The sequence below is a fragment of the Secundilactobacillus oryzae JCM 18671 genome, assembly GCF_000740055.1.
GTDB lineage: Bacteria > Bacillota > Bacilli > Lactobacillales > Lactobacillaceae > Secundilactobacillus > Secundilactobacillus oryzae.
In genome coordinates this window covers 39,328-63,721 of sequence record NZ_BBJM01000005.1, presented here as the reverse complement: position 1 = coordinate 63,721, position 24,394 = coordinate 39,328, and the positions used below count along the sequence as shown (strand labels likewise).

General features: G+C 44.2%; 24 protein-coding genes. 22 read left to right on the top strand and 2 right to left on the bottom strand.

From position 1 onward, the window contains the following. Nucleotides 1-178 precede the first annotated feature (178 nt). A complete protein-coding gene (gene trpS, locus LOSG293_RS02455; protein WP_034526617.1) occupies nt 179-1,195 on the top strand; it encodes a tryptophan--tRNA ligase in 1,017 nt (338 codons plus the stop codon). 21 nt (nt 1,196-1,216) lie between these two features. Continuing rightward, the gene (locus LOSG293_RS02450) at nt 1,217-2,149 is read left to right on the top strand and encodes a Ppx/GppA phosphatase family protein (protein WP_034526614.1); all 933 of its coding nucleotides are present in this window, start codon (nt 1,217-1,219) and stop codon (nt 2,147-2,149) included. Nucleotides 2,150-2,200: 51 nt separating this feature from the next. Here LOSG293_RS02450 and LOSG293_RS02445 read toward each other — a convergent pair whose 3' ends face one another. Continuing rightward, the gene (locus tag LOSG293_RS02445; RefSeq protein ID WP_034526611.1) at nt 2,201-2,668 is read right to left on the bottom strand and encodes a Dps family protein; all 468 of its coding nucleotides are present in this window, start codon (nt 2,666-2,668) and stop codon (nt 2,201-2,203) included. A gap of 147 nt (nt 2,669-2,815) precedes the next feature. Between LOSG293_RS02445 and LOSG293_RS02440 the strand changes: the two genes are divergently transcribed. From LOSG293_RS02440 to LOSG293_RS02345, 20 genes are all read left to right on the top strand, one after another. Next, a complete protein-coding gene (locus tag LOSG293_RS02440) occupies nt 2,816-4,072 on the top strand; it encodes a hydroxymethylglutaryl-CoA reductase, degradative (RefSeq protein WP_034526608.1) in 1,257 nt (418 codons plus the stop codon). A gap of 21 nt (nt 4,073-4,093) precedes the next feature. Further along, nucleotides 4,094-5,053, top strand: coding sequence for a hypothetical protein (locus LOSG293_RS02435; protein WP_034526606.1), 960 nt, complete (start codon nt 4,094-4,096; stop codon nt 5,051-5,053). A gap of 21 nt (nt 5,054-5,074) precedes the next feature. Next, complete coding sequence (locus LOSG293_RS02430; protein WP_034526604.1) at nt 5,075-5,773, top strand: NAD-dependent protein deacylase; 699 nt, start codon at nt 5,075-5,077, stop codon at nt 5,771-5,773. Nucleotides 5,774-5,791: 18 nt separating this feature from the next. Then, entirely contained in the window at nt 5,792-6,118 is a 327-nt protein-coding gene (locus LOSG293_RS02425) for a hypothetical protein (RefSeq protein ID WP_034526600.1), read from the top strand. A gap of 25 nt (nt 6,119-6,143) precedes the next feature. Continuing rightward, the gene (locus tag LOSG293_RS02420) at nt 6,144-6,989 is read left to right on the top strand and encodes a DUF72 domain-containing protein (protein WP_034526598.1); all 846 of its coding nucleotides are present in this window, start codon (nt 6,144-6,146) and stop codon (nt 6,987-6,989) included. 101 nt (nt 6,990-7,090) lie between these two features. After that, nucleotides 7,091-9,139, top strand: coding sequence for a methionine--tRNA ligase (gene metG, locus LOSG293_RS02415; RefSeq protein ID WP_034526597.1), 2,049 nt, complete (start codon nt 7,091-7,093; stop codon nt 9,137-9,139). Nucleotides 9,140-9,219: 80 nt separating this feature from the next. Next, on the top strand, nt 9,220-9,996 hold the full coding sequence (locus LOSG293_RS02410) for a TatD family hydrolase (RefSeq protein ID WP_034526593.1): 777 nt from the start codon (nt 9,220-9,222) through the stop codon (nt 9,994-9,996). Next, nucleotides 9,996-10,574: a ribonuclease M5 gene (gene rnmV, locus LOSG293_RS02405; RefSeq protein ID WP_034526591.1), complete on the top strand. Its 579-nt coding sequence runs from the start codon at nt 9,996-9,998 to the stop codon at nt 10,572-10,574. The genes LOSG293_RS02410 and rnmV overlap by 1 nt, the downstream gene beginning before the upstream one ends. Continuing rightward, nucleotides 10,564-11,454 carry a 16S rRNA (adenine(1518)-N(6)/adenine(1519)-N(6))-dimethyltransferase RsmA gene (gene rsmA, locus LOSG293_RS02400; RefSeq protein ID WP_034526589.1) on the top strand — a complete coding sequence of 297 codons (891 nt, stop codon included), beginning with the start codon at nt 10,564-10,566 and terminating at the stop codon, nt 11,452-11,454. Before rnmV ends, rsmA begins: the two co-directional genes overlap by 11 nt. Before the next feature lie 91 nt (nt 11,455-11,545). After that, nucleotides 11,546-11,782, top strand: coding sequence for a Veg family protein (locus LOSG293_RS02395; RefSeq protein WP_034526585.1), 237 nt, complete (start codon nt 11,546-11,548; stop codon nt 11,780-11,782). Nucleotides 11,783-11,879: 97 nt separating this feature from the next. Next, nucleotides 11,880-12,731 carry a 4-(cytidine 5'-diphospho)-2-C-methyl-D-erythritol kinase gene (gene ispE / locus LOSG293_RS02390; RefSeq protein ID WP_034526583.1) on the top strand — a complete coding sequence of 284 codons (852 nt, stop codon included), beginning with the start codon at nt 11,880-11,882 and terminating at the stop codon, nt 12,729-12,731. 183 nt (nt 12,732-12,914) lie between these two features. Next, nucleotides 12,915-13,781 carry a metal ABC transporter solute-binding protein, Zn/Mn family gene (locus LOSG293_RS02385; protein ID WP_235786785.1) on the top strand — a complete coding sequence of 289 codons (867 nt, stop codon included), beginning with the start codon at nt 12,915-12,917 and terminating at the stop codon, nt 13,779-13,781. Then, nucleotides 13,774-14,481 (top strand): metal ABC transporter ATP-binding protein, encoded by a 708-nt coding sequence (locus LOSG293_RS02380; protein ID WP_034526581.1) that lies wholly within the window; start codon nt 13,774-13,776, stop codon nt 14,479-14,481. The genes LOSG293_RS02385 and LOSG293_RS02380 overlap by 8 nt, the downstream gene beginning before the upstream one ends. Beyond that, complete coding sequence (locus tag LOSG293_RS02375; RefSeq protein WP_034526578.1) at nt 14,474-15,271, top strand: metal ABC transporter permease; 798 nt, start codon at nt 14,474-14,476, stop codon at nt 15,269-15,271. The genes LOSG293_RS02380 and LOSG293_RS02375 overlap by 8 nt, the downstream gene beginning before the upstream one ends. Before the next feature lie 164 nt (nt 15,272-15,435). Beyond that, a complete protein-coding gene (gene purR, locus LOSG293_RS02370) occupies nt 15,436-16,260 on the top strand; it encodes a pur operon repressor (protein ID WP_034526576.1) in 825 nt (274 codons plus the stop codon). 23 nt (nt 16,261-16,283) lie between these two features. After that, entirely contained in the window at nt 16,284-17,663 is a 1,380-nt protein-coding gene (gene glmU, locus LOSG293_RS02365; RefSeq protein WP_034526574.1) for a bifunctional UDP-N-acetylglucosamine diphosphorylase/glucosamine-1-phosphate N-acetyltransferase GlmU, read from the top strand. A 73-nt stretch (nt 17,664-17,736) separates the two neighbouring features. Next, nucleotides 17,737-18,720, top strand: a complete 984-nt coding sequence (locus LOSG293_RS02360) for a ribose-phosphate diphosphokinase (protein WP_034526572.1) — start codon at nt 17,737-17,739, stop codon at nt 18,718-18,720. 59 nt (nt 18,721-18,779) lie between these two features. Continuing rightward, nucleotides 18,780-19,133 (top strand): DUF3899 domain-containing protein, encoded by a 354-nt coding sequence (locus LOSG293_RS02355; RefSeq protein ID WP_034526569.1) that lies wholly within the window; start codon nt 18,780-18,782, stop codon nt 19,131-19,133. A 305-nt stretch (nt 19,134-19,438) separates the two neighbouring features. Beyond that, nucleotides 19,439-20,875 carry an APC family permease gene (locus LOSG293_RS02350; protein WP_235786784.1) on the top strand — a complete coding sequence of 479 codons (1,437 nt, stop codon included), beginning with the start codon at nt 19,439-19,441 and terminating at the stop codon, nt 20,873-20,875. Nucleotides 20,876-20,991: 116 nt separating this feature from the next. Next, nucleotides 20,992-23,526, top strand: a complete 2,535-nt coding sequence (locus tag LOSG293_RS02345; protein ID WP_034526567.1) for an ATP-binding cassette domain-containing protein — start codon at nt 20,992-20,994, stop codon at nt 23,524-23,526. 58 nt (nt 23,527-23,584) lie between these two features. Here the strand turns inward: LOSG293_RS02345 and yidA are convergent, their stop codons facing one another. Then, entirely contained in the window at nt 23,585-24,394 is an 810-nt protein-coding gene (yidA, locus tag LOSG293_RS02340; protein ID WP_034526565.1) for a sugar-phosphatase, read from the bottom strand.

The following is a 24,394-nucleotide window of genomic DNA, read 5'->3' as shown; positions in this document are numbered from 1 at the left end:
GAGAGTTGCCACTGGTGAAAGGCAACGTAAACCTTCGAATTGGACGCTAGAGACTGAATGAATGGGTAGCACCCTTATCGCAGAGTGGCAGTGAAAACTGCAATTTAGGTGGTACCGCGCAGAAGCGTCCTATTGTGAAAGCAATAGGGCGCTTTTTGTATCGAAAGGATGGAAACGAATGACAAAGAAAATTATTTTAACAGGCGATCGCCCAACAGGTAAGCTGCACATTGGGCATTACGTTGGTTCATTACAAAACCGGGTTAAGTTACAAAATTCAGGTGAGTACGATTCCTTCATTATGATTGCGGATCAACAGGCCTTAACCGACAACGCCCGTGACCCAGAAAAGATTCGGAACAGTCTTATCCAAGTTGCTTTGGATTATTTAGCTGTGGGGATTGATCCCGAAAAATCAACTATCTTAGTACAATCACAAATTCCAGCATTAAGTGAATTGACGATGCACTATTTGAACCTTGTTACGGTTTCCCGTTTGAACCGGAACCCAACGGTCAAATCAGAAATTCAACAAAAGAAGTTTGGTCAAAGTGTGCCAGCCGGATTCTTTATCTATCCAGTGAGTCAGGCAGCGGACATCACAGCCTTTAAGGCTACAACAGTACCAGTCGGTGAGGATCAAGAGCCAATGCTTGAGCAAACACGTGAAATCGCTCGTAGTTTTAATTCCATTTATGGGAAGGAAATCCTTGTGGAACCAGAAGGTTATTTTCCACCTAAGGGTCTAGGCCGTATCCCAGGATTAGACGGTAACGCCAAAATGAGTAAGTCACTCAACAATGCCATTTATCTGGCCGACGATGCCGATACGATTTTGAAAAAGGTCATGTCAATGTATACCGATCCTGATCATATTCACGTTGAGGATCCTGGTAAGGTTGAAGGTAACGTGGTCTTTACTTACTTGGATATCTTTGATTCAGATAAGGAAAAAGTGGCTGACTTGAAGGCCCAATACCAACACGGTGGCCTTGGTGACGTCAAAATTAAGCGTTACTTAAATGAGGTCCTACAAGCAGAATTGGCACCAATTCGTGAGCGCCGGGAAGCTTTTGAAAAAGATATTGATAGCGTTTATGCTATCTTAAAAGCCGGTAGTGAAAAGGCGAACGCTGTGGCTAACCAAACGCTAAAAGAAGTTCAAGACGCAATGGGAATCAACTATTTCGGGTAAAACGGATGGGAGGAACCGGTGATGCAAAACTTAGTAATTGTTGATTTAGGTTCCAATTCGGTCCGGATGGCGATTATTGAGATTCAGCCAGACGGGAAGTATCGAGAGGTTTATCGAACTAAGCGTGATAGTCGCTTATCCCAAGGTATGGGGACCGGCAAAGTTAAGACACTCCAACCAGCGGCCATGAACCGTACGATTGAGGCGATGCAATCGTTCCGGCCGCATTATGAGTCGTTGAACAACGTGACGGTCATGGGCATTACAACCGCCGCTGTTCGCCAGGCTAGTAACCAGCGTGACTTTGTTCAACGCGTTAGCGAAGAGGTCGGCATCGACCTACGCATTTTAAGCGGGGATGAAGAAGCGTATTACGATTATTTGGGGGTAGCTAGTCGCCTACAAATTGAAGACTGCTTAATTGTTGATATTGGTGGGGCCAGTTGTGAACTTATCAATGTCGAAAAAGGGGAGCAGACGCATTTAATTAGTCTGCCTTTTGGAGCCGTTAATCTCTCTGAGCAATTTCATTTAAACGACTGGATTGCAGCTGAAGACTTGTTTACCGCTCAAGTTTATTTGAGTAAACGGCTCCGGGATGTTTGGTGGTTGAAAGATGCAATTCATAAGCCATTAGTGCTCCTAGGTGGTGCAAATCGCACTTTAGCGCGCATCAGTCGAAAACAGCAGCAGTACTTGCATGTGGAGGACATTCACGGCTACCAGCTCAAGACCGACACCATTTATCAACTATTTGAATCATTGATTAAGGTGAATCTGGCGACTCGGAAACGGATTTCTGGTTTGGAATCTGGACGAGCTGACATTATCATTGGTGGTGTGTTACCGCTTGTTACTCTCTTACAATTACTTGATTCTGATCGAGTCATTTTTTCCGAGAGTGGTGTTCGTGAAGGCATCATCAGTGAGTTCATTGAAAAACGACATAAATAATAAAAACGCCCGACCTTCTGTAATGGAAGGTCGAGCGTTTTACTTTGGCTGCTAGTCGAGTGGTCCTTTGTCTAAGAAGGCCTGGAGCATCCAGATTTTTTTATCGGTGTCAGATTTGAACCCGTTGATAATATCTTGAGTTGGTAAATCATGTTCCTCATCGGTAATTTCAATTGCTTTTTGGAATTCATTTGCTAAGTAACGGTAGCCATCAACTAAATGAGCCATACGCTCAGGTAGCGGAATATGCCAATCGCCTGGTGATTCTGTCAGCTCAGTATGGTCAATGAATTCTTGGGTCGTTGAGTAGGGAGCGCCACCAATTGCAATTAAGCGCTCTGCAATTTCGTCTAATTGGTCGTTTAGGTCATCTAAGAAGTCATCCATTTTTGGATGGAGTTTGAAAAATTCAGGTCCTCGCATATACCAGTGTGTCTGGTGAACAATGACACCTAACGTGGAAATATCCGCGATAAGCTGGTTCAACTGATTCTGTGTCTGAAGATTCTGTTCAGTCATGATGTTGCCTCCTTCTGTAGATTAACCACAGTGTATCAGATATCAGATTGAGACGCGACCAATTCGCTTACAAATAAAATGAAATCGCAGACGAAATCGTTAAATTGTAATAAACTATAGAAGACAAAGAAAGGTTTGGAGGTCGTCATGACAGAACGCTTAGATCACTTTTACCGTTTAACGGATGCAGACCGGTTGGAAAAGCTTGAAACGGTGATGCAGCTGACGGATCAAGAAGTTACTGAAATGCAGCAGAGTCAGTCCGCTGATACGGCTGACCTAATTGAAAACTACGTGACCGATTTTCACTTGCCCCAGGGACTTGCGCCAAACTTCTTGATTGATGGTAAACTTCACCATGTGCCAATGGTTACGGAGGAACCCTCAGTCATTGCAGCAGCGAGTAATGGTGCCCGAATGGCTGGCCTTTCGGGAGGCTTCCAGGTGACTATTTTAAATCGAGAAATGATTGGCCAGATTTTACTACAGGACATTGCGAATGTGGAGGAAATTGAACGGTGGATTACTGCGCATCAAGTTGAGTTATGTGCAATTGCCAATGCTGCTCACCCCTCAGTACTCAAGCATGGTCGTGGTGCAACTGAGCTTCGAGTCCGTGCACTTGAGCAAGGCTACGTGTCCGTTGATTTGGTAGCAGACGTGGGTGAGGCCATGGGAGCTAATACGCTGGATAGCATGCTTGAAGCTGTTGCCGAGAAAATTGAAACTGAATTAGATGTGACGGTCGTTATGAGTATTTTGTCTAATTTGGCGACCGAAAGCCTGACTACGGCAAAAGTAACGCTAGATTTTGCGACGCTTGCCACCGAACAGTTTGACGGCAAACAAGTGGCTGAACGAATCGTTCAAGCGGGAATGGTAGCTAAGCTTGACCCGTATCGGGCAACGACGCATAATAAGGGCATCATGAACGGGGTTGATGCCGTTGTGATGGCGATGGGAAATGATTGGCGGGCCATTGAAAGTGGCGCACACGCGTATGCCAGCCAATCTGGTCGATATCAACCCTTGAGTAGTTGGACAATCCAAGCAGATCGACTAGTTGGCCAGCTCACTTTGCCTTTGCCAGTGGCTGTAATTGGTGGCGCAACACGGGTTTTGCCTCAGGTAGCCATTAATCAAAAAATTGCGGACGTTAAAACGGCTCGTGACTTAATGGCGATTGTAGCTAGTGTCGGCTTAGCGCAAAATTTGGCCGCGCTAAAAGCACTCGTTACGGATGGTATTCAAAAAGGCCACATGGCGCTTCAGCTGAAATCATTGGCTCGAACGGCGGGAGCGACGCATAACGAGGTGGCTGAAGTGGTCACTAGGCTGCGTGAACTACCTCATCCCGATTTAACGGATGCCAAAAAACTGATTCAACAACTAAGACAAAACTAATGAACTTAAAGGAGAACCAACATGGCAACAATTGAACTAAATGAAGAGGTCCAATCTTTACTAAAAGCTGTTAACGCAACATTCCCTGGTAATGTGCGAGTTGAATTTAACGGCGATACCAAGGCGGGGTACGTTCGTCACGATCAATCACAACAGATTCCTAATGGTGGTGACATCGTCGTTCAGGTCAATGACCTCACTGCTCCAAACTACACGGCTTCACACGAACTTATTCATATGTTAATGGTGATGAAGGGCTTCCCACAAGTCTTCTTTTCACTTACCACTGGGACGGATCAATTGGATGAACAACTGATGATCATGGGCACTGAGCTGTACGATATTGTTGCTCATTTCGTGGTCGTTAGTGAACAACGTAAACACGGATTGATTGATGACGAGATTGAAGCCTTATTTTTGAAGGGGATTCAAGAAACAATTCAACCAGAACCAACTCCTCGAGACGACCAAATGATGTTACGCCTCATGACCTTACTGGACGCGTTTGTCTTCTATGGCGATAAGATCGACAAAGTAAGTGCGCAACTAAAGTCGGACTATCCAGAATCATTTGCAGCAGTAGAGAAGCTTTATCGTGATATCAGTGCCAAGCCAATCGACTCACCATTTAGTATGCGCCGAATCGTGGTGAAATTATTCAAACAATTTGATGAGCAGCTAAAAGCTTGGCACCTACCACCAATCAATAATGCTGAGTTTACGACCTTATCCAGTGCCTTCTCAAAGCGTCAATTACGCCTTGAGGTTCGACAATTGTTTGAACTCTTCCACTCCGAAATGACGGAGAAAAATTCTGGAAGAACTGCCTACGTTGGCTTTAATCGAGCAGACGGCCAAAACTCATTTGTAATCCCGGCACCAGAAGGCAACCAAGAAAATCCAGAGTTCTTTAAGGAACTTTACAGTCTGACGGTGGAGGAGCTGTTCACTAAACTGGGCATGCCTTACATTTTGCGTTAACATCATATTGGAGGCGATAGAATGGATGCAGCCATTCAACAATTATTCGATCAAGCCCACACCATTGTTTTCCTGACGGGAGCGGGCGTCTCAACACCATCAGGAATTCCGGATTATCGATCCAAAAATGGCCTTTATACGGGAAATCGAAACGCCGAGTACTACTTAAGCCATAGTTGTCTAGCTAACGAACCAGAGGTTTTCTATGACTACGTGATGACGAATTTATACAAACCCGATGCGCGACCAAACGTCATTCATCAAAAACAAGCGGCGCTGACGCAGCAGAATCGGGCAACCGTCATCACCCAAAATATCGATAATTTATACCGTGAGGCTGAAACCAAGCACTTAGTTGAATTTCACGGGAATTTGTACCAGGTTTACTGCCAAAAGTGCGGTCAATCTGTTGCGTTTGAGGATTACGTTAATAGCCCGATTCACGCTAATTGTGGTGGCCAGTTACGACCAGATGTTGTGCTGTACGATGAAGGTCTGGATGAGCAGAAAATTAACCAGTCCATCAACGCACTAGCCAAAGCGGAGCTAGTCGTGATTGTCGGAACCTCCATGCGGGTCTATCCGTTTGCTGGTTTATTGGATTACCGCAATCCTACCGCGCAGGTCGTTGTCATCAATCAGGAAGCGTTGAATTTCCCATTTTCATTCCAAATGATTCAAGCGGACGCCTGTGAGTTTTTCAGTGAACTATCCCTTTAAAGTGAGGAGCGTGTTAGCATGACAACAGCAACGATTATTTATCAGCTTAAAACCCTCATGACTAGGATTCGTATCATCATGACCTGTCAGGTTGTGGCTGATGTCATGTTGTTCTATTCGTTTTTTAAACTCATCACCAGTCAAGAGACAGTTGTTCTATTGACGACATCGTTTGATCGTAATACCGCGATGCTCGTTATTTTAATGGTGGCTTTTATTGATTTGTGTTTTTCGGGAATTCGACGAAACTACAAGTATTCGGGGATTGACTTAATTGGTCAATTGTCAGGTGAATTGGATGCCGAAGAGGCAGCTATCGTCAGCCAATTCGCTAAAATGCGCTAAGCTAGGGTGTTAGGGGGTAGCAAGCATGATTACGATTGGGTTAACCACGTGGACGGAGCATCCTGGTCTGATTGGCGGGGAAACGCGCAAAGTTCGTTTAACTGAGTATGCCGGCTTTTTTCCGTTAGTTGAAGTTGATACAAGTTTTTACGGTATTCCTAGTTCCTCAACCATTGAAAAATGGCAAAGCGAGGTACCAGAAAATTTTCAATTTATTTTGAAGGCAAACCAGTTAATGACCCGTCATGATGAGGGAAAAGAAGAAGTAGATGAGTTAACTCGAATGCAGGCGTTTCGTGATTTTAAAAAAGCGATTCGGCCATTGGTGAAGGCGGGACAGTTGAAAACGATTCTCTTTCAATTTCCGCCTTTCTTCATTCGCTCGGTGGTTAATTTTCAGTGGTTGGAACGAATTCGTCGGGAAATGGGCGACCTCCCAATCGCGGTGGAGTTCCGTTCGCCAACTTGGTATCAGCCTGCTGTCGTTGATGACCTGATGGCCTATTTGACCAGTATCAACATGACGCACGTGATTGCTGATGAACCTCATAATTTAAGTAACGGGGTGCCATTTGTGCCAACCGTGACGACGCCCAAGTTGGCCTTGCTGCGCTTACATGGGCAAAATCAAGCAGGTTGGCTGGATAAAAGCAAGGATTGGCGTGGCAAACGGACGTTATATCACTATAGTGATGAGGAACTTGCTAAATTTGCCGAGGCGGTCAAAACGCTAGCTGACCAAGCCGAGGAGGTCTGTGTTATTTTCAACAATAACGCGGGACGCGATGCAGCACCTAATGCACTCACAGTAAAGTCTCAGTTAAATCTGGAGTGGCACGGCCTAGGACCACAACAGTTGGATTTATTTTAAATCAAAAACATTAGCAAATCTGTTTTGCCACAAGTGATTATGCTATACTATTGAGTAATTATTTTAAAAATTAAACAGTGATTAAAAAGGAGCTTTGAAGGATGGCAGATACAAAACCAACATACTACATTACAACCCCCATTTATTATCCATCAGGGCGGCTACATATTGGAAATTCTTACACCACGATTGCGTGTGACGCACTGGCACGTTTTAAGCGTTCAAGTGGTTACGACGTACACTTCTTAACCGGAACCGATGAGCACGGCCAAAAGATTGAAGAGAAGGCCGAAAAATTAGGGATGGAACCCCAAGCTTACGTTGATGGCATGGCGGAAGAAATCAAAACACTATGGAAGAAACTTGAGATTTCGAATGACCAGTTCATCCGAACAACGGACGATTATCACGAAGAAGCTGTTCAAAAGATTTTTGAACAGTTGAAGGCCCAAGGTGATATTTATCTTGGCGAATATGAAGGCTGGTATTCAGTGGATGATGAAGAGTACTTCACAGAAACGCAACTAGCTGAAGTTTATCGCGATGAAGAGGGTAACGTAACGGGTGGAAAGGCACCGAGTGGCCATGAAGTTGAGCTCGTGAAGGAGCAGTCTTACTTCTTCAAGATGAGTAAGTATGCAGATTGGTTGCTAGACTACTACCACACTCATCCTGAATTCATCGAGCCATCAGCTCGAATGAACGAGATGATTAACAACTTCATCAAACCTGGTTTGGAAGATTTGGCCGTTTCACGGACGTCCTACACTTGGGGTGTATCAGTCAAGTCGGATCCAAAACACGTGGTTTACGTATGGATTGATGCCTTGAGCAACTACATTACTGCATTAGGTTACGATAATGATCACGCAGATAACTTTGAAAAATACTGGCCTGCTAACGTGCAAATGGTTGGTAAAGAAATCGTTCGGTTCCATACGATTTACTGGCCAATCATGCTTCACGCCTTGGGCTTACCATTACCTAAAAAGGTCTTTGGCCACGGCTGGTTATTGATGAAGGATAGCAAGATGTCGAAGTCGAGTGGTAACGTGATTTATCCTGAGACTCTGGTGGATCGTTATGGTCTAGATGCCGTTCGTTATTATCTACTTCGGGCAATGCCATACGGTAACGATGGTAACTTTACACCAGAAGATTTTGTTGACCGGATTAATTATGATTTGGCTAACGATTTTGGAAACTTGTTAAACAGAACGGTTGCCATGATCAACAAGTACGAAGGTGGCGAAGTACCAGCTTTTAAGTCTGGCGTCACTGAATTTGATGCATCACTTGAAGAAGTGGCAGATCAAACAATTACGAACTTTAATACGCTGATGGACAGCTTGCACTTTGCGGACGCCATTGCAGAAGTTTGGAAGTTAGTGGCTCGGACGAACAAGTATATTGATGAGACTACACCATGGATTTTGGCTAAGAACGAAAATGATGGCGATGCTGAACAACTGGCTGCCGTTATGGCTCATTTAGCAGCTAGTTTACGAGTGATTGCGGCTTTAATTAGTCCAATTATGACTCATGCGCCAAAGGACATTTATCAACAATTGGGTCTTAAATTTGAAGGTGTTGATTTAAAGACGCTTAAGTTGGCAGATTTCCCAGCAAACACTAAAGTTGTTGAAAAGGGAACGCCAATCTTCCCTCGTTTGGATGCTGATGAGGAAAAAGCCTTCATTCAGGATCAAATGACGAAGTCCGACAAGAAGAAGGGGCGTGCGGCAATGGAATCAGCAAAACAAGAATTTCATAATAATGCTTCTTGGAATCCTGGGGAAACAGAACTGGTTTCTGAAAAGAATGATATTCGGTTTGAAGTCTTTGATAAGGTTGAACTCAAGGTGGCGCAAGTTATCCAAGTTAAACATGTCGAAGGCGCAGATAAGTTACTGCAATTTAGACTAGATGCTGGCGACTCAGATCATCGTCAAATCCTGTCTGGTATTGCGGAATTCTATCCAGATCCAGAAGTTTTGGTCGGTAAAAAAGTTGTGATTGTATCTAATCTTAAGCCTCGAAAGATGCGTGGCGAAGTAAGTCAAGGCATGCTTTTGACTGCTGAGGATGGCGATAACACCCAATTAATTACGGTACCAGACAGTATTAAAGCTGGTTCAATTGTCGATTAACTAAGAAAAGGGTTGTGACGTAAGGAATTATGTCGCAACCTTTTTGGCGTGAAAGACGCTAACGCTATTAGGAGGAAGACATGCAAATTTTTGATTCACACACACATTTAAATAGTGAAGAATTTTATGATGATGTTCAGACATTTGTCGATCATGCTAGTGAATTAGGTGTAAAAAAGATTGCGAACGTTGGCTCAAATATTAAATTAAATGAACGTGCGCTTGATTTGGCCGCGCGGTATGATAATATGTATGCGATTGTGGGCTGGCACCCGGAAGATTCAAAAGATTATGATGCTGACGCCGAGACGTTATTGGAACAGCAATTGACTACCAGAAAGGTGGTAGCACTGGGTGAGATTGGTTTAGATTATCATTGGGATACTTCACCGGTCGAGACCCAGAAAAAAGTATTTGAGCGACAATTGGCGATTGCCAAGAACCTGCATTTGCCGGTTTCTATTCATACACGCGATGCCTTTGAGGACACCTATGATATTTTGAAACAAGCAAACGTTAGTGAAATTGGTGGCGTGATGCACAGTTTTAATGGCGACCCCGAGTGGCTGAAGAAGTTTTTAGACCTGGGGATGCATATCTCTTACAGTGGCGTTGCCAGCTTTAAGAATGCGCACGAGGTTCATGAATCAGTTAAAGTAACGCCATTGGATATGATGCTGGTTGAAACGGACGCGCCGTATCTCACTCCGGAGCCATATCGGGGGAAGCAAAATGAACCTGGCTATACTTGCTATACGGTGGAAGCTATCGCTAAGTTGCGTGAAACGACAGCTGAGGCGATCGCCGAAGCAACCTGGGATAACGCCCATGAATTTTTCCACTTGAAGGAGTCCTAATGAAACGAATCAAAGAGGTTATTGTTGTCGAGGGCAAGGATGACACTAAACAAATTAACAAAGCGGTGAATGCAGACACCATTGAAACTCGCGGCTCTGCGGTCCCAACTGAAACGTTGGAACTCATTGAACAGTTGGCGGCTACCCGTGGCATCATTATTTTCACGGATCCGGATTTCTCCGGTGAAAAGATTCGCAAAATTGTTTCCGAGGTTGTTCCGGAAGCCAAGCACGCCTTTCTACCCAAGAATGAGGGTGTGCCAACGCGAACGACTGGGTCACTAGGCGTTGAGCATGCAAGTGTTGAAGCTATTCAAACGGCGCTTAGCAACCTATACACGGAGGTCGATGACGCTCCGGAACAAATCTCTCAATCTGATTTGATGAAAGTCGGTTTAGTCGGTGGACCAAGTTCCAAATATCGACGCGAAGCACTTGGTGAAATCCTAAAAATTGGTTACGTCAACGCTAAACAGCTTCAAAAACGATTGCGCATGTTTGGAATTTCCAAGCACCAATTTGAAGACGCAGTCGCCCAGATTGCCACAAAGGAAAAGGAGCACTTAAATGACAAGTAAAAACCCACCAATTGCCAGTCCCGCTAGAACTCAGGCAATTATTAATCGGTACCGACTATCTATAAAGAAGAGTTTGGGACAAAACTTTTTAACTGATTTAAACGTACTCAATAAAATTGTTGCGGCGGCAAATTTGACGGAAAAAGATAATGTCATTGAGGTTGGTCCAGGAATTGGCTCTTTAACCGAATTTTTGGCACAAAACGCGCACCAAGTATTAGCTTTTGAAATTGATCAAAACTTGTTGCCAGTTTTGGACGATACGTTGGCGCCATATGACAACGTTGAAATCATTAATCAGGACATTTTACAGGCTAATTTGACAGAAGTCGCTAATGAACGATTTGATATGTCGCTCCCACTCAAATTAGTTGCTAACCTGCCATACTACATCACGACCCCAATTCTGATGGGCGTGTTACAGGGCGACCTACAATTTGAATCAATCACCGTTATGATGCAAAAGGAAGTCGCTGACCGGCTTGTTGCCCATCCGGGAACGAAAGCGTACGGAGAACTTTCAATTGCCGTGCAGTACCGTAGCAACGCCGAAATTTCGTTTATCGTGCCACGGACAGCATTCATTCCGCAACCAAACGTGGACTCAGCCATCGTCACTTTGACGAAGCGGGAACCGCATAAGGTACTACCGTTTGACGAAAAGGCGTTTTTCAAATTTGTGAAGGGCAGCTTCATGCATCGCCGAAAGAGTTACTGGAATAACCTACAAGGTATTTTTGGAAAGCAGCCAGAGGTGAAGGAACGCATTCTCAAGGTGCTAGATGAAGTGAAGATTGATAAGGGTATTCGGGCAGAGACACTGCAAATGACCGATTTTATTCGATTAACAAATGCTTTTCACGAAGAAGGCCTGTTGTAATGCTATTCTAACTTGTCACACTAGGAATGTTGTGATATAATTTGCGTTTTTCGTGAAACCATGCTAAAATTGTTTCACGTGAGGTGAGCGCATGCCAACAAGTTTAGCTAGCATCAAGGAAAAACTCGACAACCGAATTGGGCAAGAGCTAATGGTCATTGCTCAAGCAGGTCGAAAGAAAACAACTGAACGCAAGGGAATTCTTCGAGAGACATACCCCGCCGTATTCGTTGTTGACCTTAATCAAGATGAGAATTCGTTTGAACGAGTTTCATACAGTTATACCGATATTTTAACCAAGAATATCGAAGTTGATTTTGAGGAATAATAATGGGACCTGCAAGGGTCTTTTTATTTTGCCTAAATTTCTAGTATAATGTCTGTAATAATCTAAACGAGTTTAAATTCGGAATTTAGGTGAGCGGATGAGAAGCGTAGAAAAAGCACCTGCAAAAATTAATTTAGGTCTCGATACGCCCTACAACCACAGAGATGGGTTGCAGGAGTGGAATATGGTCATGACTTCAATTGACCTGGCAGATTATGTCGAAGTGACGACGTTGCCAGATGAGAATCGAATTCATGTGACCTCGGACTCTGGTTTTTTGCCAAATGATCAACGCAATTTGGCGTACCAAGCGGCCCGGGTTCTCAAAGAACGCTTTAGTATTGACGAGGGCGTTGATATCGTCATTCATAAGCACATCCCGGTTGCTGCGGGTCTTGGCGGTGGTTCCACCGATGCGGCTGCCGTTTTACGGGCCCTCAACAAAATTTGGGGACTTAACTTAGCTTTGCCAGAATTAGCAGCTATCGGTCTGGAAGTAGATTCGGATGTACCATATTGTGTTTACGGGCAAACGGCGCACGTTTTTGGTAAAGGCGAAAAGGTAACGCCAATTAAAAAGCTACCACCATGCTGGATTGTTTTAGCAAAGCCCCGTGTTAGCGTTTCGACGCCAACCGTATTACGGCAGATTGATTACGATCATTTATCCCATCCCGACGTTGAGTCATTGGTGTCAGCCATCTACCTGGCTGATTTCGAAAAAATCGTGGCGGCGATGGGGAACGTGCTGGAACCAATCACGGCTGAACGTTATCCTGAAATTTTAAAGCTAAAGAGTCGGATGCTTGATTTTGGTGCGGACGCTGCCCAGATGAGTGGTACGGGTCCAACGGTATTTGGCATCTTTCAAAAAAAATCACGTGCCCAACGGGTGTTCAATAGTATCAAGGGGTTCTGTGATGAGGTCTACTTGGTTAGACCCTTATAACCTGAGAAGCGTTTCCCTGTCATGGGAGGCGCTTTTTTGTATCTGGTTCTACTAAAATGCATTGACAAATCTAAGAATTCCTTTAAACTAAAACAGTAACGATTACTATTTACACAAAATGATGAAAAGGATATGGGAATGAATAAACTAAAGCGAAGAACTGGGCTTATTTTTTTTGCACTAATGGCTATCTTATTTTTAAGCGCATGTACTAATCAAAAACAGGGCGGAAGCGATGGTAAAATTAAAGTCGTTAGTAGCGTTGATTTCTATGGTGAGGCTGCCAAAGCCATTTTGGGCAACCACGGAACCGTTACATCTATTATCAAAAGTAGTAGTGTCGATGCGGAAGACTACGAGCCTCAAGTTTCTGATGCCAAGCTAGTGGCTGATGCCGATGTCGTGCTTTACAACGGATTAGGCTATGATCAGTGGATGAGCAAACTGGCTTCAGCAAATGACAAGGCTAAAAACGAAACGATTAATGTCGGCACACAGGTTATGAATTTGAAGAGTGGTGCCAATCCTCATATTTGGTATGATTCGGAGACCATGCCAAAATTAGCCAAGCGGTTAACTACCGTTTTTAGCAAGAAAGATCCGACACATCAAAAGGCTTATCAACGTAACTTAAAAACGTATCTTAAAAAATTGGAAAGTCTTCAGTCACAGCTAGATCAGATTAAGGAAAATCGGGATCTTAAACAAGTAGCTGTTAGTGAACCGGTTTTCAATTATCAACTCGAAGCAATGGGCTATAAGGTGATCGATCCTCATTTTGCGGAAGCGGTCGAAGAGGGTAGTGACCCATCACCAAAGGATATTCGTGAGTTAAGAAATGCGATTACCAAAAAACAAATTGCGTTCTTTGTTGAAAATACACAAAATACCAGTGATGAGGTTAAATCGCTCGCTAAGTTAGCTAAGCAGTCGGGTGTTCCAGTTGTGAAGGTCACCGAAACAATGCCACCACACGAAGACTACGTGGAATGGATGGAAAAGCAGAATCAACAAGTTGAAAAAATTCAGGAGATGGCAACGAATGACTGACCCCATTTTACAAATTAAGGATCTAACAGCTGGATATGCCGATTCATCGACGCCAGTTATTAAGCATCTAAACTATACCCTTAATCGTGGCGATTTCTTGAGTATCGTGGGTGAAAACGGGGTTGGAAAGACCACACTGATGAAGACCATTTTGCGCCAGCTCAAACCGGAATCTGGCAGTATTTCCTATTACCCAGATGACCATGCGGTGCATATTGGCTACGTCCCTCAGTTTCGCAACATCGATGGTGAGTACCCGCTGTCCATTCGGGATTTTGTCGCCCTTAACTTAACGGGCTTCAAGTTACCTTGGTTGAGCCAATCAGAACGGCAAAAGGTCACAGAGATGCTAGAACGAACCGGGTTGAAGCATTTAGCTAACCGGCCGATGGGACAGGCTTCTGGTGGTGAGAAACAAAAGGCCTACCTCGCACAAGCGCTCATTGAAGAGCCAGATTTGTTGATTCTGGATGAATCAACGGCAAGTCTAGACCCAATTAGCAAGAACGATTTGCTCGATTTGGTTTTGGAAATTAATCAAAAGTTTGGGTTAACGGTGATTTTTGTCACGCATGACATTGCACTGGCCAAGAAGTACACACAAAAGTTTCTGATGCTAACCCCAGGTAAGTTTATTCAAGGGGATAGCGCAGATTTATCAACAGAAGAGATTTGGGGGATGATGGAAGCCCATGTTTAGATTTGAGTTTATGCAAAATGCGTTCCTAGCTGGGACCATCATCGCCATTCTTTGTGGTGTTATTGGTGTTTTTGTGATTGCCAGAAATATGTCATTTTTGACGCATACGCTTTCCGAAATTGGATTTGCGGGCGCTTCATTTGGGGTGTTCATGAGTTGGCCACCATTAAACGGGATGATTCTGTTTACGACCATCAGCTCGATTATTGTAGGCCAACTGAGCGTCAAACAGGAACGCCGTGAAAACGTGATTAGTGCTATTTCAGCCTTATTTATTGGGCTGGGAATTTTGTTTCTATCGCTTTCCAACAAAAATGCGAGTTATGCGACGAATATTTTGTTCGGTAGCGTGATTGGCATCGGCCAGTCGGATGTGATTCAGATTAGTGCCTTGTCAGTTGTGGTATTGGCGGTTATCTTCGTGATTTACCGTTACTTAAAATTTGACTCATTTGATCCGATTGGCGCCCAGGTTAGGGGTGTCAACAAGACGTTACTGTCGATTGTTTTTTTGATTTTGTTGGCATTCTCAGTTAGTGTGGCGGCCCAAATCGTTGGGTCATTACTGATTTTTATCCTGCTGACAATTCCAGCAGCCGTGGCAAAGTATTTTGCGCGAACGGTAGGCGGAATGATGACGCTGGCAGTTGGTATCGCACTTTTCGGAGTTTGGGTTGGCCTATATTTAAGCTACCTGACCAACTTACCTGTGAGTTTCTTCATTGCAACCATCGAAGCAGCTTTGTATCTTGTGGCTTTGGCTAGCAAGCGCTGGCTTAAAACTGAATAATGAATTTCAAACGTATCTCAATCAATTTGGGATGCGTTTTTATTTTAAATTCCAAAAAATCAATAATAATTCGCTTAAGTCCATTGAAATAGTCCTAAAACCCGAACATTTATGATATTATTGACCAGTGAGAAACGGAAAGATTTTACGTAGAGGTGAAAACGGTGAAAGTACGAAGAAGTGACCGACTAATTGATATGACAAGATACCTATTAGAACGACCACATACATTGGTGTCATTAACATTTTTTGCAACCCGGTATGGCTCGGCCAAATCGTCAATTAGTGAGGATCTGACTATCTTAAAACGAACGTTCCAAGAACGTGGAACGGGCATACTTGAAACCGTCCCAGGAGCAGCTGGGGGTGCCCGGTTTATTCCTGGGATTTCCGAAGAAGAAGCCATTTTATTTGTTCGCAAAATGGAAACAGCCCTTACAGAGGAAAATCGGTTCTTGCCAGGTGGTTATGTCTATATGTCTGATCTCCTGGGACAACCCGACGTTTTACGCCAGGTTGGGCGGATTATCGCGACTGAATATCAAGAAGGCGCTGTCGATGCCGTCATGACGGTTGCAACTAAAGGGGTGCCAATTGCACAAAGTGTTGCCTCATTTCTGAACGTTCCATTTGTGATTGTGCGACATGACTCTCAAATTACGGAAGGTTCAACGGTGAGTGTAAACTATGTCTCGGGTTCTAGTAACCGCATCGAAAAGATGGCTTTATCCAAGCGTAGTCTTAAATCAGGTTCCCGAGTTTTAGTCGTTGATGACTATATGAAGGCCGGCGGAACAGTTCGGGGCATGCAATCGCTCGTTAAGGAATTTGATTCTACAGTCGTCGGTATTTCGGTATTTGCTGAAGGTGCCGACACTGAAGACAAGGTGATTGAAGACTATACCTCCCTGTTGACGGTTGGTGTTGAAAACGAACAAGTGAAGGTTGCACCTGGGAATTATCTCGAAAAGATCTTTTCGAAAAAATAATTTTAGTTAGGGAGTCAATGGCAATGAACACGCGGAATACGATCATTTTAGCTGCCGGTAAGGGCACGCGAATGAAATCAAAATTATACAAAGTTTTACACAAAGTTTGTGGTATGCCCATGGTGGAGCATGTCCTGACGGAAGTTCAGAAAACCCAAATAGATGAAATTGTGACGGTTGTTGGCTTCGGTGCTGAGGATGTCAAGGCAACGCTGGGTGACCGGAGTGAATACGTCCTCCAAGAAAAACAACTTGGAACTGGCCATGCAGTGATGCAAACCGAACCATTATTGAAGGATAAAGAGGGAACCACTTTGGTGATTAGTGGCGATACGCCATTATTCACTGCTGAAACCCTTAGCAACTTGTTCGAATTTCACGATGCTAAGAAGGCGGTTGCGACCGTTTTGACCTCGATTGCACCTGATCCAACTGGTTACGGTCGTATCGTTAGAAATAAGCTGGGCATCGTAGAAAAAATCGTGGAGCAAAAAGACGCTACGGATGCCGAAAAGGAAATTGCCGAAATCAACACGGGTGTTTATGTATTCGACAATCAGGCTCTATTCCGTGCACTTCACGAAACCAATAATGAAAACGCACAGGGTGAGTACTACCTGACTGATGTCATTGAAATCTTGAAGAATCAGGGCGACACTGTGGCTGCTTATACGATGTCGGACTTTGATGAATCCATGGGAGTTAACGACCGAGTAGCGTTGGCTAAGGCCAATCGTATTATGCAAAAACGGATTAATGAGACCCACATGCGGAATGGTGTGACTTTGATCAACCCAGAGAATACTTACATCGATATGAATGTCACGATTGGGGCAGACACAATTATTGAACCTGGTGTTTTATTGAAGGGTAAAACCATTATTGGCGAAGATTGTTTTATTGGCGCTAATTCAGAAATTCATGATTCCGTGTTACACGATAGGGTGAAGGTCATCTCTTCGTATCTAGAAGATTCCGAAATGCACGATGATAGTAACATTGGCCCAATGAGTCACTTACGACCAGAATCCAACATTGGACCTAAAGTTCATTTGGGGAACTTCGTTGAAGTCAAGAAGTCGACAATTGGTGAAGGTACTAAGGTGGGCCATTTGACCTACGTTGGTAACGGTAACCTAGGCAAGAATATTAATGTTGGTTGCGGGGTGGTGTTCGTTAACTACGATGGTGCACACAAGAATACCACTACAGTTGGGGATGACTCGTTTATCGGCAGTAACGCCAACTTGATTGCACCACTTAATGTGGCAGATCACTCATTTATCGCGGCTGGGTCAACCATTACCGATGATGTGGCAAAATACGATATGGCGATTGCTCGCCAACGCCAAACGAATAAACCCAACTATTACCAAAAACTACCTTATGGTGGTGAAGACTAAGCGTGAAGTAACGCTTGCTTTTCTAATGGAATAGCATAAAATTGAATTAGAAAAATTGTTCTTGGAGGAACTTATGGCTAACAAATATTTTGACTCGAAGTTGAAGATTTTTGCGCTGAATTCTAACAAGCCTTTGGCCCAAAAAATTGCCGATGAAGTTGGGGTTGAACTTGGTAAAACGTCCGTTGACCGTTTTAGCGACGGTGAAATTCGGATTAACATTGAAGAAAGTATTCGTGGTTGTCACGTCTACGTCATTCAGTCAACATCAGCACCCGTTAACGATAACTTGATGGAATTACTGATTATGATTGATGCCTTGCGTCGTGCAAGTGCTGAGACGATTAACGTGGTTATTCCTTACTATGGTTATGCTCGCCAGGACCGTAAAGCCCGTTCCCGTGAACCAATCACGGCTAAATTAGTGGCTAACATGTTGCAAAAGGCGGGAATTACGCGTGTTGTCGCACTTGATATGCATGCTGCCCAAATCCAAGGGTTCTTCGATGTTCCCGTGGATCACATGATGGGTGCGCCATTGTTGGCGGACTACTTCATTAATCATGGTCTCGATGAAAATGCGGTAGTTGTTTCACCTGACCATGGTGGCGTAACTCGAGCTCGTCGATTAGCTGAGTTCTTGAAGGCACCAATCGCAATTATTGATAAGCGTCGTCCAAAGGCCAACGTGGCCGAAGTGATGAACATCATTGGAGACGTAAAGGGTAAGCGTTGTATCATGATTGACGACATGATTGATACGGCGGGAACCATCACCTTAGGCGCACAAGCCTTAATTGATGCGGGCGCCACTGAAGTTTATGCTAGTGGCACTCATCCCGTACTTTCAGGTCCAGCGATTGAACGGATTGCCAAATCACCAATTAAAGAATTAGTGGTGACGGATTCGATTCAATTACCCGCTGAAAAGCAGATTGATAAGATTCAACAAATCTCAGTTGGCCCATTGATGGGAGCCGCAATTAAACGAATTCACGAACACAAGCCAGTTAGCCCATTGTTCACAAATCGTTTTAACGTTATCAACAATCAATAATCAAAATTGGTTTGGATGTATCCCATTCAAGCCAATTTTTGTTTGGTTAGGAGGGCAACATGTCATTTATTAAAAAGAATCGGGTTAGTCTCTGGACGCTCGGCATCATTTTAGTAGCCGGAGTGGTGGCTTTGTGGTTTGCGCCACTGATTGTCGTCGCCAACGTTTGGTTCATGATCGGTTTACTATTTTTAATTGGGGCAGCTTTCTTCATCTTGGAAAAAGCTCATTTGTTTGCTGGTTGGTTTCACTTCCGCAAAAAAGGTGAAGAGGATTTAAAAAAGGAAAAGATTAAAGTGGAGAGCGTGGGCTCCTTAAAAAACGGTCCCATCGTGGTAAACCGTTACGCCCGCTTTTGCCTAATCGTTGGGGTGACCCTGATTGTGGTTTCTATCTTCCTAACTTTAATTTAAGCTTGTACCTGAATGAAATTTAGGTTAGAATAACATCATTATCAAATGAGAGGGGAATTTCCAATGCAATTAACTAATCGACCAGTACTACGATTATCAGGATTTTTCTTCTTTAACGAGCCTAGTCTTTTCCAGGTCAGTTAAAGAGGAATCTTTAGCATTGAGAATTCTCAAACGACCGGAAGATGGCTAGGCAGAAGCGTAGCGGTCTTCCCGGTGGACGCATCGGTGACTCAAAGACCGGTGCGTTTTTCTTTTATCTTTTTTACCGGTCCTCATTAAGATAGAATAAGGAGGATGGTCATATGGAGTCAGAAGGAGGAAAAATTATGCGTACAGGTGGTCTTGCCCGGTACTTTAAGAAAGAAAGTTTAGACCGGTATCTATTAAAGGATGCCCAATTAGAAAAAACAATGAACGCGAAAGATTTGGTCATGTTAGGGGTGGGAGCCGTTATTGGGACTGGGATTTTTATTCTTCCCGGAACGGTTGCTGCATTATACAGTGGTCCCGCAATCGTCATCTCATTCATTTTAGCTACGATTGTGTGTACGTTTGCTGCAATGTGTTATGCAGAGTTCTCATCAGCCTTACCAATTGCCGGAAGCGCCTATTCATACGGTAACATCGTTTTCGGCGAAGTCATTGGCTGGGTATTAGGTTGGGCCTTGATTTTGGAATATATGCTGGCAGTTGCCTCAGTTTCAACGGGATGGTCAGCTTACTTCCTATCATTCATCAAAGGATTCGGTATTAGTGTTCCTAAAGCGCTGACTGGGCCATTTGACCCAGCACATGGAACTTACATTAATATTTTTGCCATTATTATTGTGCTATTAATCGGTTTGATTATCTCCCGGGGTGCTAAGACCTCAATCATGGTCAACAACATCATCGTGGTGGTTAAAATTGCCATTATCTTCTTGTTCCTTGCCGTTGGTCTCTTCTACGTGAAACCAACGAACTGGGTACCATTCATGCCATTTGGTGTGAAGGGAATCATGACGGGTGCTTCACTGGTTTTCTTTGCTTACTTAGGCTTTGACGTTGTTTCAGCATCAGCTGCCGAAGTTAAAAATGCTAAGAAGAACATGCCAATCGGAATTATTGGTACCCTGTTAATCTGTACGATTTTATATATTCTCGTTGCTGCCGTTTTGACGGGGATGACTTCATACACGAAGCTAAACGTTTCTGATCCTGTTTCATTTGCTTTACACTTGGTTAACCAAAACTGGGTAGCCGGTATCATCTCAATCGGTGCGTTAGCCGGTATGTTCACGATGATGGTTTCAATGATTTTCAGTTCATCACGATTAATTTACTCAATCGGTCGGGATGGTTTATTACCAAAAGCACTTGGTAAGATTGAAATGAAGCACCACACACCACGAGTAAGTTTGATTGCGGTTACCATTATCATCGCAATCTTGGGTGGCCTGGTTTCACTTGATCGGTTAACGCAATTAGTTAACATTGGAACGTTGATTGCCTTCACGTTCATTTCAATTGGTATTATTCCGTTACGACGTCGGAAGGACATCGACAACGCGGGTGGCTTCAAGGTCCCATTGTACCCAGTGTTACCAATCGTTTCTGCTGCACTATGTATCTTTATGCTGGCACAGTTGCCACTTGATACTTGGATTGTGTCTTCCATCTGGTTCCTCATTGGTCTTGCCATTTACTTCTTGTACGGAGCCAAGCATAGTCTATTAAATAATCAATCGAAAAAGGATTAAAAATAAACCTCTTCTGAACTAGTCGAAGCCAAAATGGTGACTGAGTTTGGCGGAGGTTTTTACTTTTGTCATCGAAAATTAGCAGGAGTAGAATGAGGATAATGAGGAGTGGTTAGATGACGGAATGGATAAATTTACCAACGCAAATTGAAGTTCGTGGCGGCGAAGTTAACAATTTAAAGGGAATCGATGTAGACATCCCGCTTAATCAGTTTGTCGCTATTTCTGGCTTATCGGGTTCGGGAAAATCTTCACTGGCCATGGGAATCCTTTACGCCGAAGGTTCACGACGTTATCTTGATGCCTTGGCTACCTATACCAGGCGCCGAATTAGCCAGGTTGGGCGTGCTAACGTCAAATCGGTGAAATATATCCCAGCCGCTTTAGCGCTGCGTCAACGGCCAAACGTGCCCTCTGTGCGCTCAACAGTGGGGACAATGACAGAAATCTATAATGTCTTAAGACTGATTTATTCACGATTAGGCTCGCCAGTTTGTCCAAATGGGCACCGGGTTCCGCCGACTATTAAGATTGCCGAAGCGATGGATCGGCTGGATGATCAGATGGGCATCATTACCTGTCCCACTTGTGGAGTTGAGTTCCGGGCTTTTGGTGCCGAGGATTTTGCCTTTAACTCTGATGGAGCCTGTCCAACCTGTGGCGGACTTGGCAAGACTAAGCAAATTGATCCCAGTAAATTGATTTTTGACGAAAATCTGAGTTTGGCGGATGGCGCAATCGCGTCATGGCGGTTACCTGGGCGAAACTTTATGCCAACAGTTGCTGCAGCGATGGGGATTCGAACGACGGTCCCTTATAAGGACCTCAGTGACGATGAAAAAGAAATGGTGATGCACGGTGAGAAAAAGCAGTATCCTGTTGATATCTTATCCGGAACGGGACGCGTTTTTCACATGGAGCACGCCTTGTTTGAAAATGCTTATAACGCGATTGAGGATAGTATGCAGACCACTAAAAGTGATCGAGCACTAAAGCGACTCAATCAGTTCTACACTTTCAGTACCTGTGAGACCTGCCATGGGACGCGTTTGAATCCAGACCGATTAAACCAGCATGTGCTGGACATGAATATTGCTGAGGCAAGTGAGCAACCGCTGGGCGATTTACCAGATTTTATTAGCCGAATGAAGGCAGCATTACCCGCAGACATGCAAGAACTAGCCCACAACTTAAGCCAAGAGTTACTGAATCAGCTTCAGCCATTATTAGATTTAGGCCTCGATTATTTAACGATGAATCGGTTGGGGTCGACCCTTTCAACCGGAGAGCTACAACGGATTCAATTAGGACGAACGCTACGAACGGAAACGACGGGGGTCCTTTATATTTTAGATGAGCCCTCAGTTGGGTTGCATCCCGACAACGTCGCCGGACTTATCAAAATTTTTCGGGCGCTGATTGCGGGTGGCAATTCTCTGGTTGTGGTTGACCATGAAACCGCGATTATTGATGCAGCCGACTGGGTGATTGAAATTGGACCTGGTTCTGGTACCAAAGGTGGTACTGTTGTGGCCACAGGAACACCAGCCCATTTGAAACAGAATTCGCAATCGCTGATTGGCCCATTTTTATCAGGGAAGGCACCCATTCAAAGTAGAAAACTAGCCAGAAAAGACGAGTTATTCGCTCAAGGAAAATTTGGATTGACGGTTAACCATCGTTATAACTTAAATCATTTAACTGCTGAATTTCCTTTAAAGAAGATTAGCGCCATTACGGGATTCTCTGGAGCTGGTAAGACAACCCTAATTTTAGATAGTTTGGTGCCAGCGCTTGAAAGTAAGGCCAAAAATCAGGTAATGCCGCAGCAGGTTAGTCACTTAAATTCTGGTGATTTGAAACACGTCATCAGCGTAGATGCTTCGCCGGTGGGCAAAAACATGCGCTCAACGGTAGCGACATATACCAACATTATGGACGTGCTTCGAAAGCTATTTGCTAGTTTGCCAGAGTCGAAGAAACACCATTACACGGCAAGTCATTTTTCTTATAACAACAAAGAGGGGGCATGCCCAACTTGTGGTGGAACCGGGCAGATTTCTCTGGATATCCAGTACTTACCAGACATGGTTGAAACGTGTCCAACCTGTGGTGGTAATCGGTTCAATCCGGATATTTTGGAAATTAAGTGGCGAGGGTATTCAATTGCCGATTTATTAGCATTGGAAGTGGGCGACGCGATTTCGGTATTTGAAGCTGAACCGACCATTTTCCAGACGCTGACCGTTTTGCAAGAAATGGGCCTTGACTATTTACATTTAGGTGAGGACACACCAACGCTCTCAGGCGGTGAAGCCCAACGTCTGAAGCTGACGTCACATTTGAAACGGTATCAAGCCAACAGTTTGTTTATCTTTGATGAACCCACGATTGGCTTGCACCCGCTGGACGTCCAAACGTTACTGGGGGTTTTTGACCAATTGATTGAGCAGGGGGCCACGATTCTCCTAATTACGCACGACCTGGACTTAATGGCAAATGCAGATTATCTTCTTGATTTGGGGCCAAGGGGTGGTTCGCAAGGGGGGCAGATTATGGCCCAGGGTCGTCCTGACGATATTGTGAAACAGCCTCATGGATTGACAGCAACGTACCTAAGACAACATTATGAACAGCATGACATGATTTAAGGGTCAACAAAAAGCCACCTAATTCTTTCGGATTAGGTGGCTTTCGTCGCTGTAGGCTTTATTTCAAAACGTTTTCCTGAATGGCGTACGCGACACCATTTTCAGCGTTGGTCTTGGTTTCGTATTGAGCAGCTGCCTTGATTTCGGGGATGGCATTTCCCATCGCAACACCGAGGCCGGCAAACTTAATCATGGTTAAGTCGTTGCCTTGATCACCAATGGCCATGACCTCTTCAGGGGCAATTCCGAGTTGCGTTGTAAGCTCATCAAGGGCGTTACCTTTGCTAGCGTTCTTGTTCATGATTTCAATAAAGAAGGGTTCGCTTTGCACAACATAGTACTTGTCACCGAGGCGTTCAACCACTTGGTCCTTAATCTTGGAAATGATTTCCTCGTGGTCAACAAACATTGCTTTTGAAATGGTGAGGTCGGATGGCATTTCACTGACTTCACGATAACGAATTGGCATCGTGACCAGGTAGCTTTCGTAAATGGTGTAGACACTAATATCTTTGTTAGGCGTATAAATGAAATCAGAGGTTTCGATTTGGAAGTGGGAACCCAATTTCCGGCCTTCCGCTTCGATATCGATGAAATCATTGTTCGATAGGGTGTGGTGGTTAAGAACTTTACCGCTTACTGTTTGCGCCATGGCACCGTTGAAGGTAATGACGTATTCATCATCACCAGAGATGCCTAACGCCTTTAGGTAGGCAGAGACCCCGGAAAGTGGCCGCCCGGTTGTGAGGACCACTTTGACACCTTGAGCATGAGCTTGTTTGATGGTGTCGATGGTTTCAGATGCAAGTTTATTTTTTTCATTTAATAGTGTGCCGTCGATATCGATGGCGATTAGCTTAATAGACAT

Coding starts and splice junctions, on each gene's coding strand:
- trpS (WP_034526617.1), top strand. CDS start 179: ATGACAAAGAAAATTATTTTAACAGGCGATCGCCCAACAGGTAAGCTG.
- LOSG293_RS02450 (WP_034526614.1), top strand. CDS start 1,217: ATGCAAAACTTAGTAATTGTTGATTTAGGTTCCAATTCGGTCCGGATG.
- LOSG293_RS02445 (WP_034526611.1), bottom strand. CDS start 2,668: ATGACTGAACAGAATCTTCAGACACAGAATCAGTTGAACCAGCTTATC.
- LOSG293_RS02440 (WP_034526608.1), top strand. CDS start 2,816: ATGACAGAACGCTTAGATCACTTTTACCGTTTAACGGATGCAGACCGG.
- LOSG293_RS02435 (WP_034526606.1), top strand. CDS start 4,094: ATGGCAACAATTGAACTAAATGAAGAGGTCCAATCTTTACTAAAAGCT.
- LOSG293_RS02430 (WP_034526604.1), top strand. CDS start 5,075: ATGGATGCAGCCATTCAACAATTATTCGATCAAGCCCACACCATTGTT.
- LOSG293_RS02425 (WP_034526600.1), top strand. CDS start 5,792: ATGACAACAGCAACGATTATTTATCAGCTTAAAACCCTCATGACTAGG.
- LOSG293_RS02420 (WP_034526598.1), top strand. CDS start 6,144: ATGATTACGATTGGGTTAACCACGTGGACGGAGCATCCTGGTCTGATT.
- metG (WP_034526597.1), top strand. CDS start 7,091: ATGGCAGATACAAAACCAACATACTACATTACAACCCCCATTTATTAT.
- LOSG293_RS02410 (WP_034526593.1), top strand. CDS start 9,220: ATGCAAATTTTTGATTCACACACACATTTAAATAGTGAAGAATTTTAT.
- rnmV (WP_034526591.1), top strand. CDS start 9,996: ATGAAACGAATCAAAGAGGTTATTGTTGTCGAGGGCAAGGATGACACT.
- rsmA (WP_034526589.1), top strand. CDS start 10,564: ATGACAAGTAAAAACCCACCAATTGCCAGTCCCGCTAGAACTCAGGCA.
- LOSG293_RS02395 (WP_034526585.1), top strand. CDS start 11,546: ATGCCAACAAGTTTAGCTAGCATCAAGGAAAAACTCGACAACCGAATT.
- ispE (WP_034526583.1), top strand. CDS start 11,880: ATGAGAAGCGTAGAAAAAGCACCTGCAAAAATTAATTTAGGTCTCGAT.
- LOSG293_RS02385 (WP_235786785.1), top strand. CDS start 12,915: ATGGCTATCTTATTTTTAAGCGCATGTACTAATCAAAAACAGGGCGGA.
- LOSG293_RS02380 (WP_034526581.1), top strand. CDS start 13,774: ATGACTGACCCCATTTTACAAATTAAGGATCTAACAGCTGGATATGCC.
- LOSG293_RS02375 (WP_034526578.1), top strand. CDS start 14,474: ATGTTTAGATTTGAGTTTATGCAAAATGCGTTCCTAGCTGGGACCATC.
- glmU (WP_034526574.1), top strand. CDS start 16,284: ATGAACACGCGGAATACGATCATTTTAGCTGCCGGTAAGGGCACGCGA.
- LOSG293_RS02360 (WP_034526572.1), top strand. CDS start 17,737: ATGGCTAACAAATATTTTGACTCGAAGTTGAAGATTTTTGCGCTGAAT.
- LOSG293_RS02355 (WP_034526569.1), top strand. CDS start 18,780: ATGTCATTTATTAAAAAGAATCGGGTTAGTCTCTGGACGCTCGGCATC.
- LOSG293_RS02350 (WP_235786784.1), top strand. CDS start 19,439: ATGGAGTCAGAAGGAGGAAAAATTATGCGTACAGGTGGTCTTGCCCGG.
- LOSG293_RS02345 (WP_034526567.1), top strand. CDS start 20,992: ATGACGGAATGGATAAATTTACCAACGCAAATTGAAGTTCGTGGCGGC.
- yidA (WP_034526565.1), bottom strand. CDS start 24,394: ATGTCTATTAAGCTAATCGCCATCGATATCGACGGCACACTATTAAAT.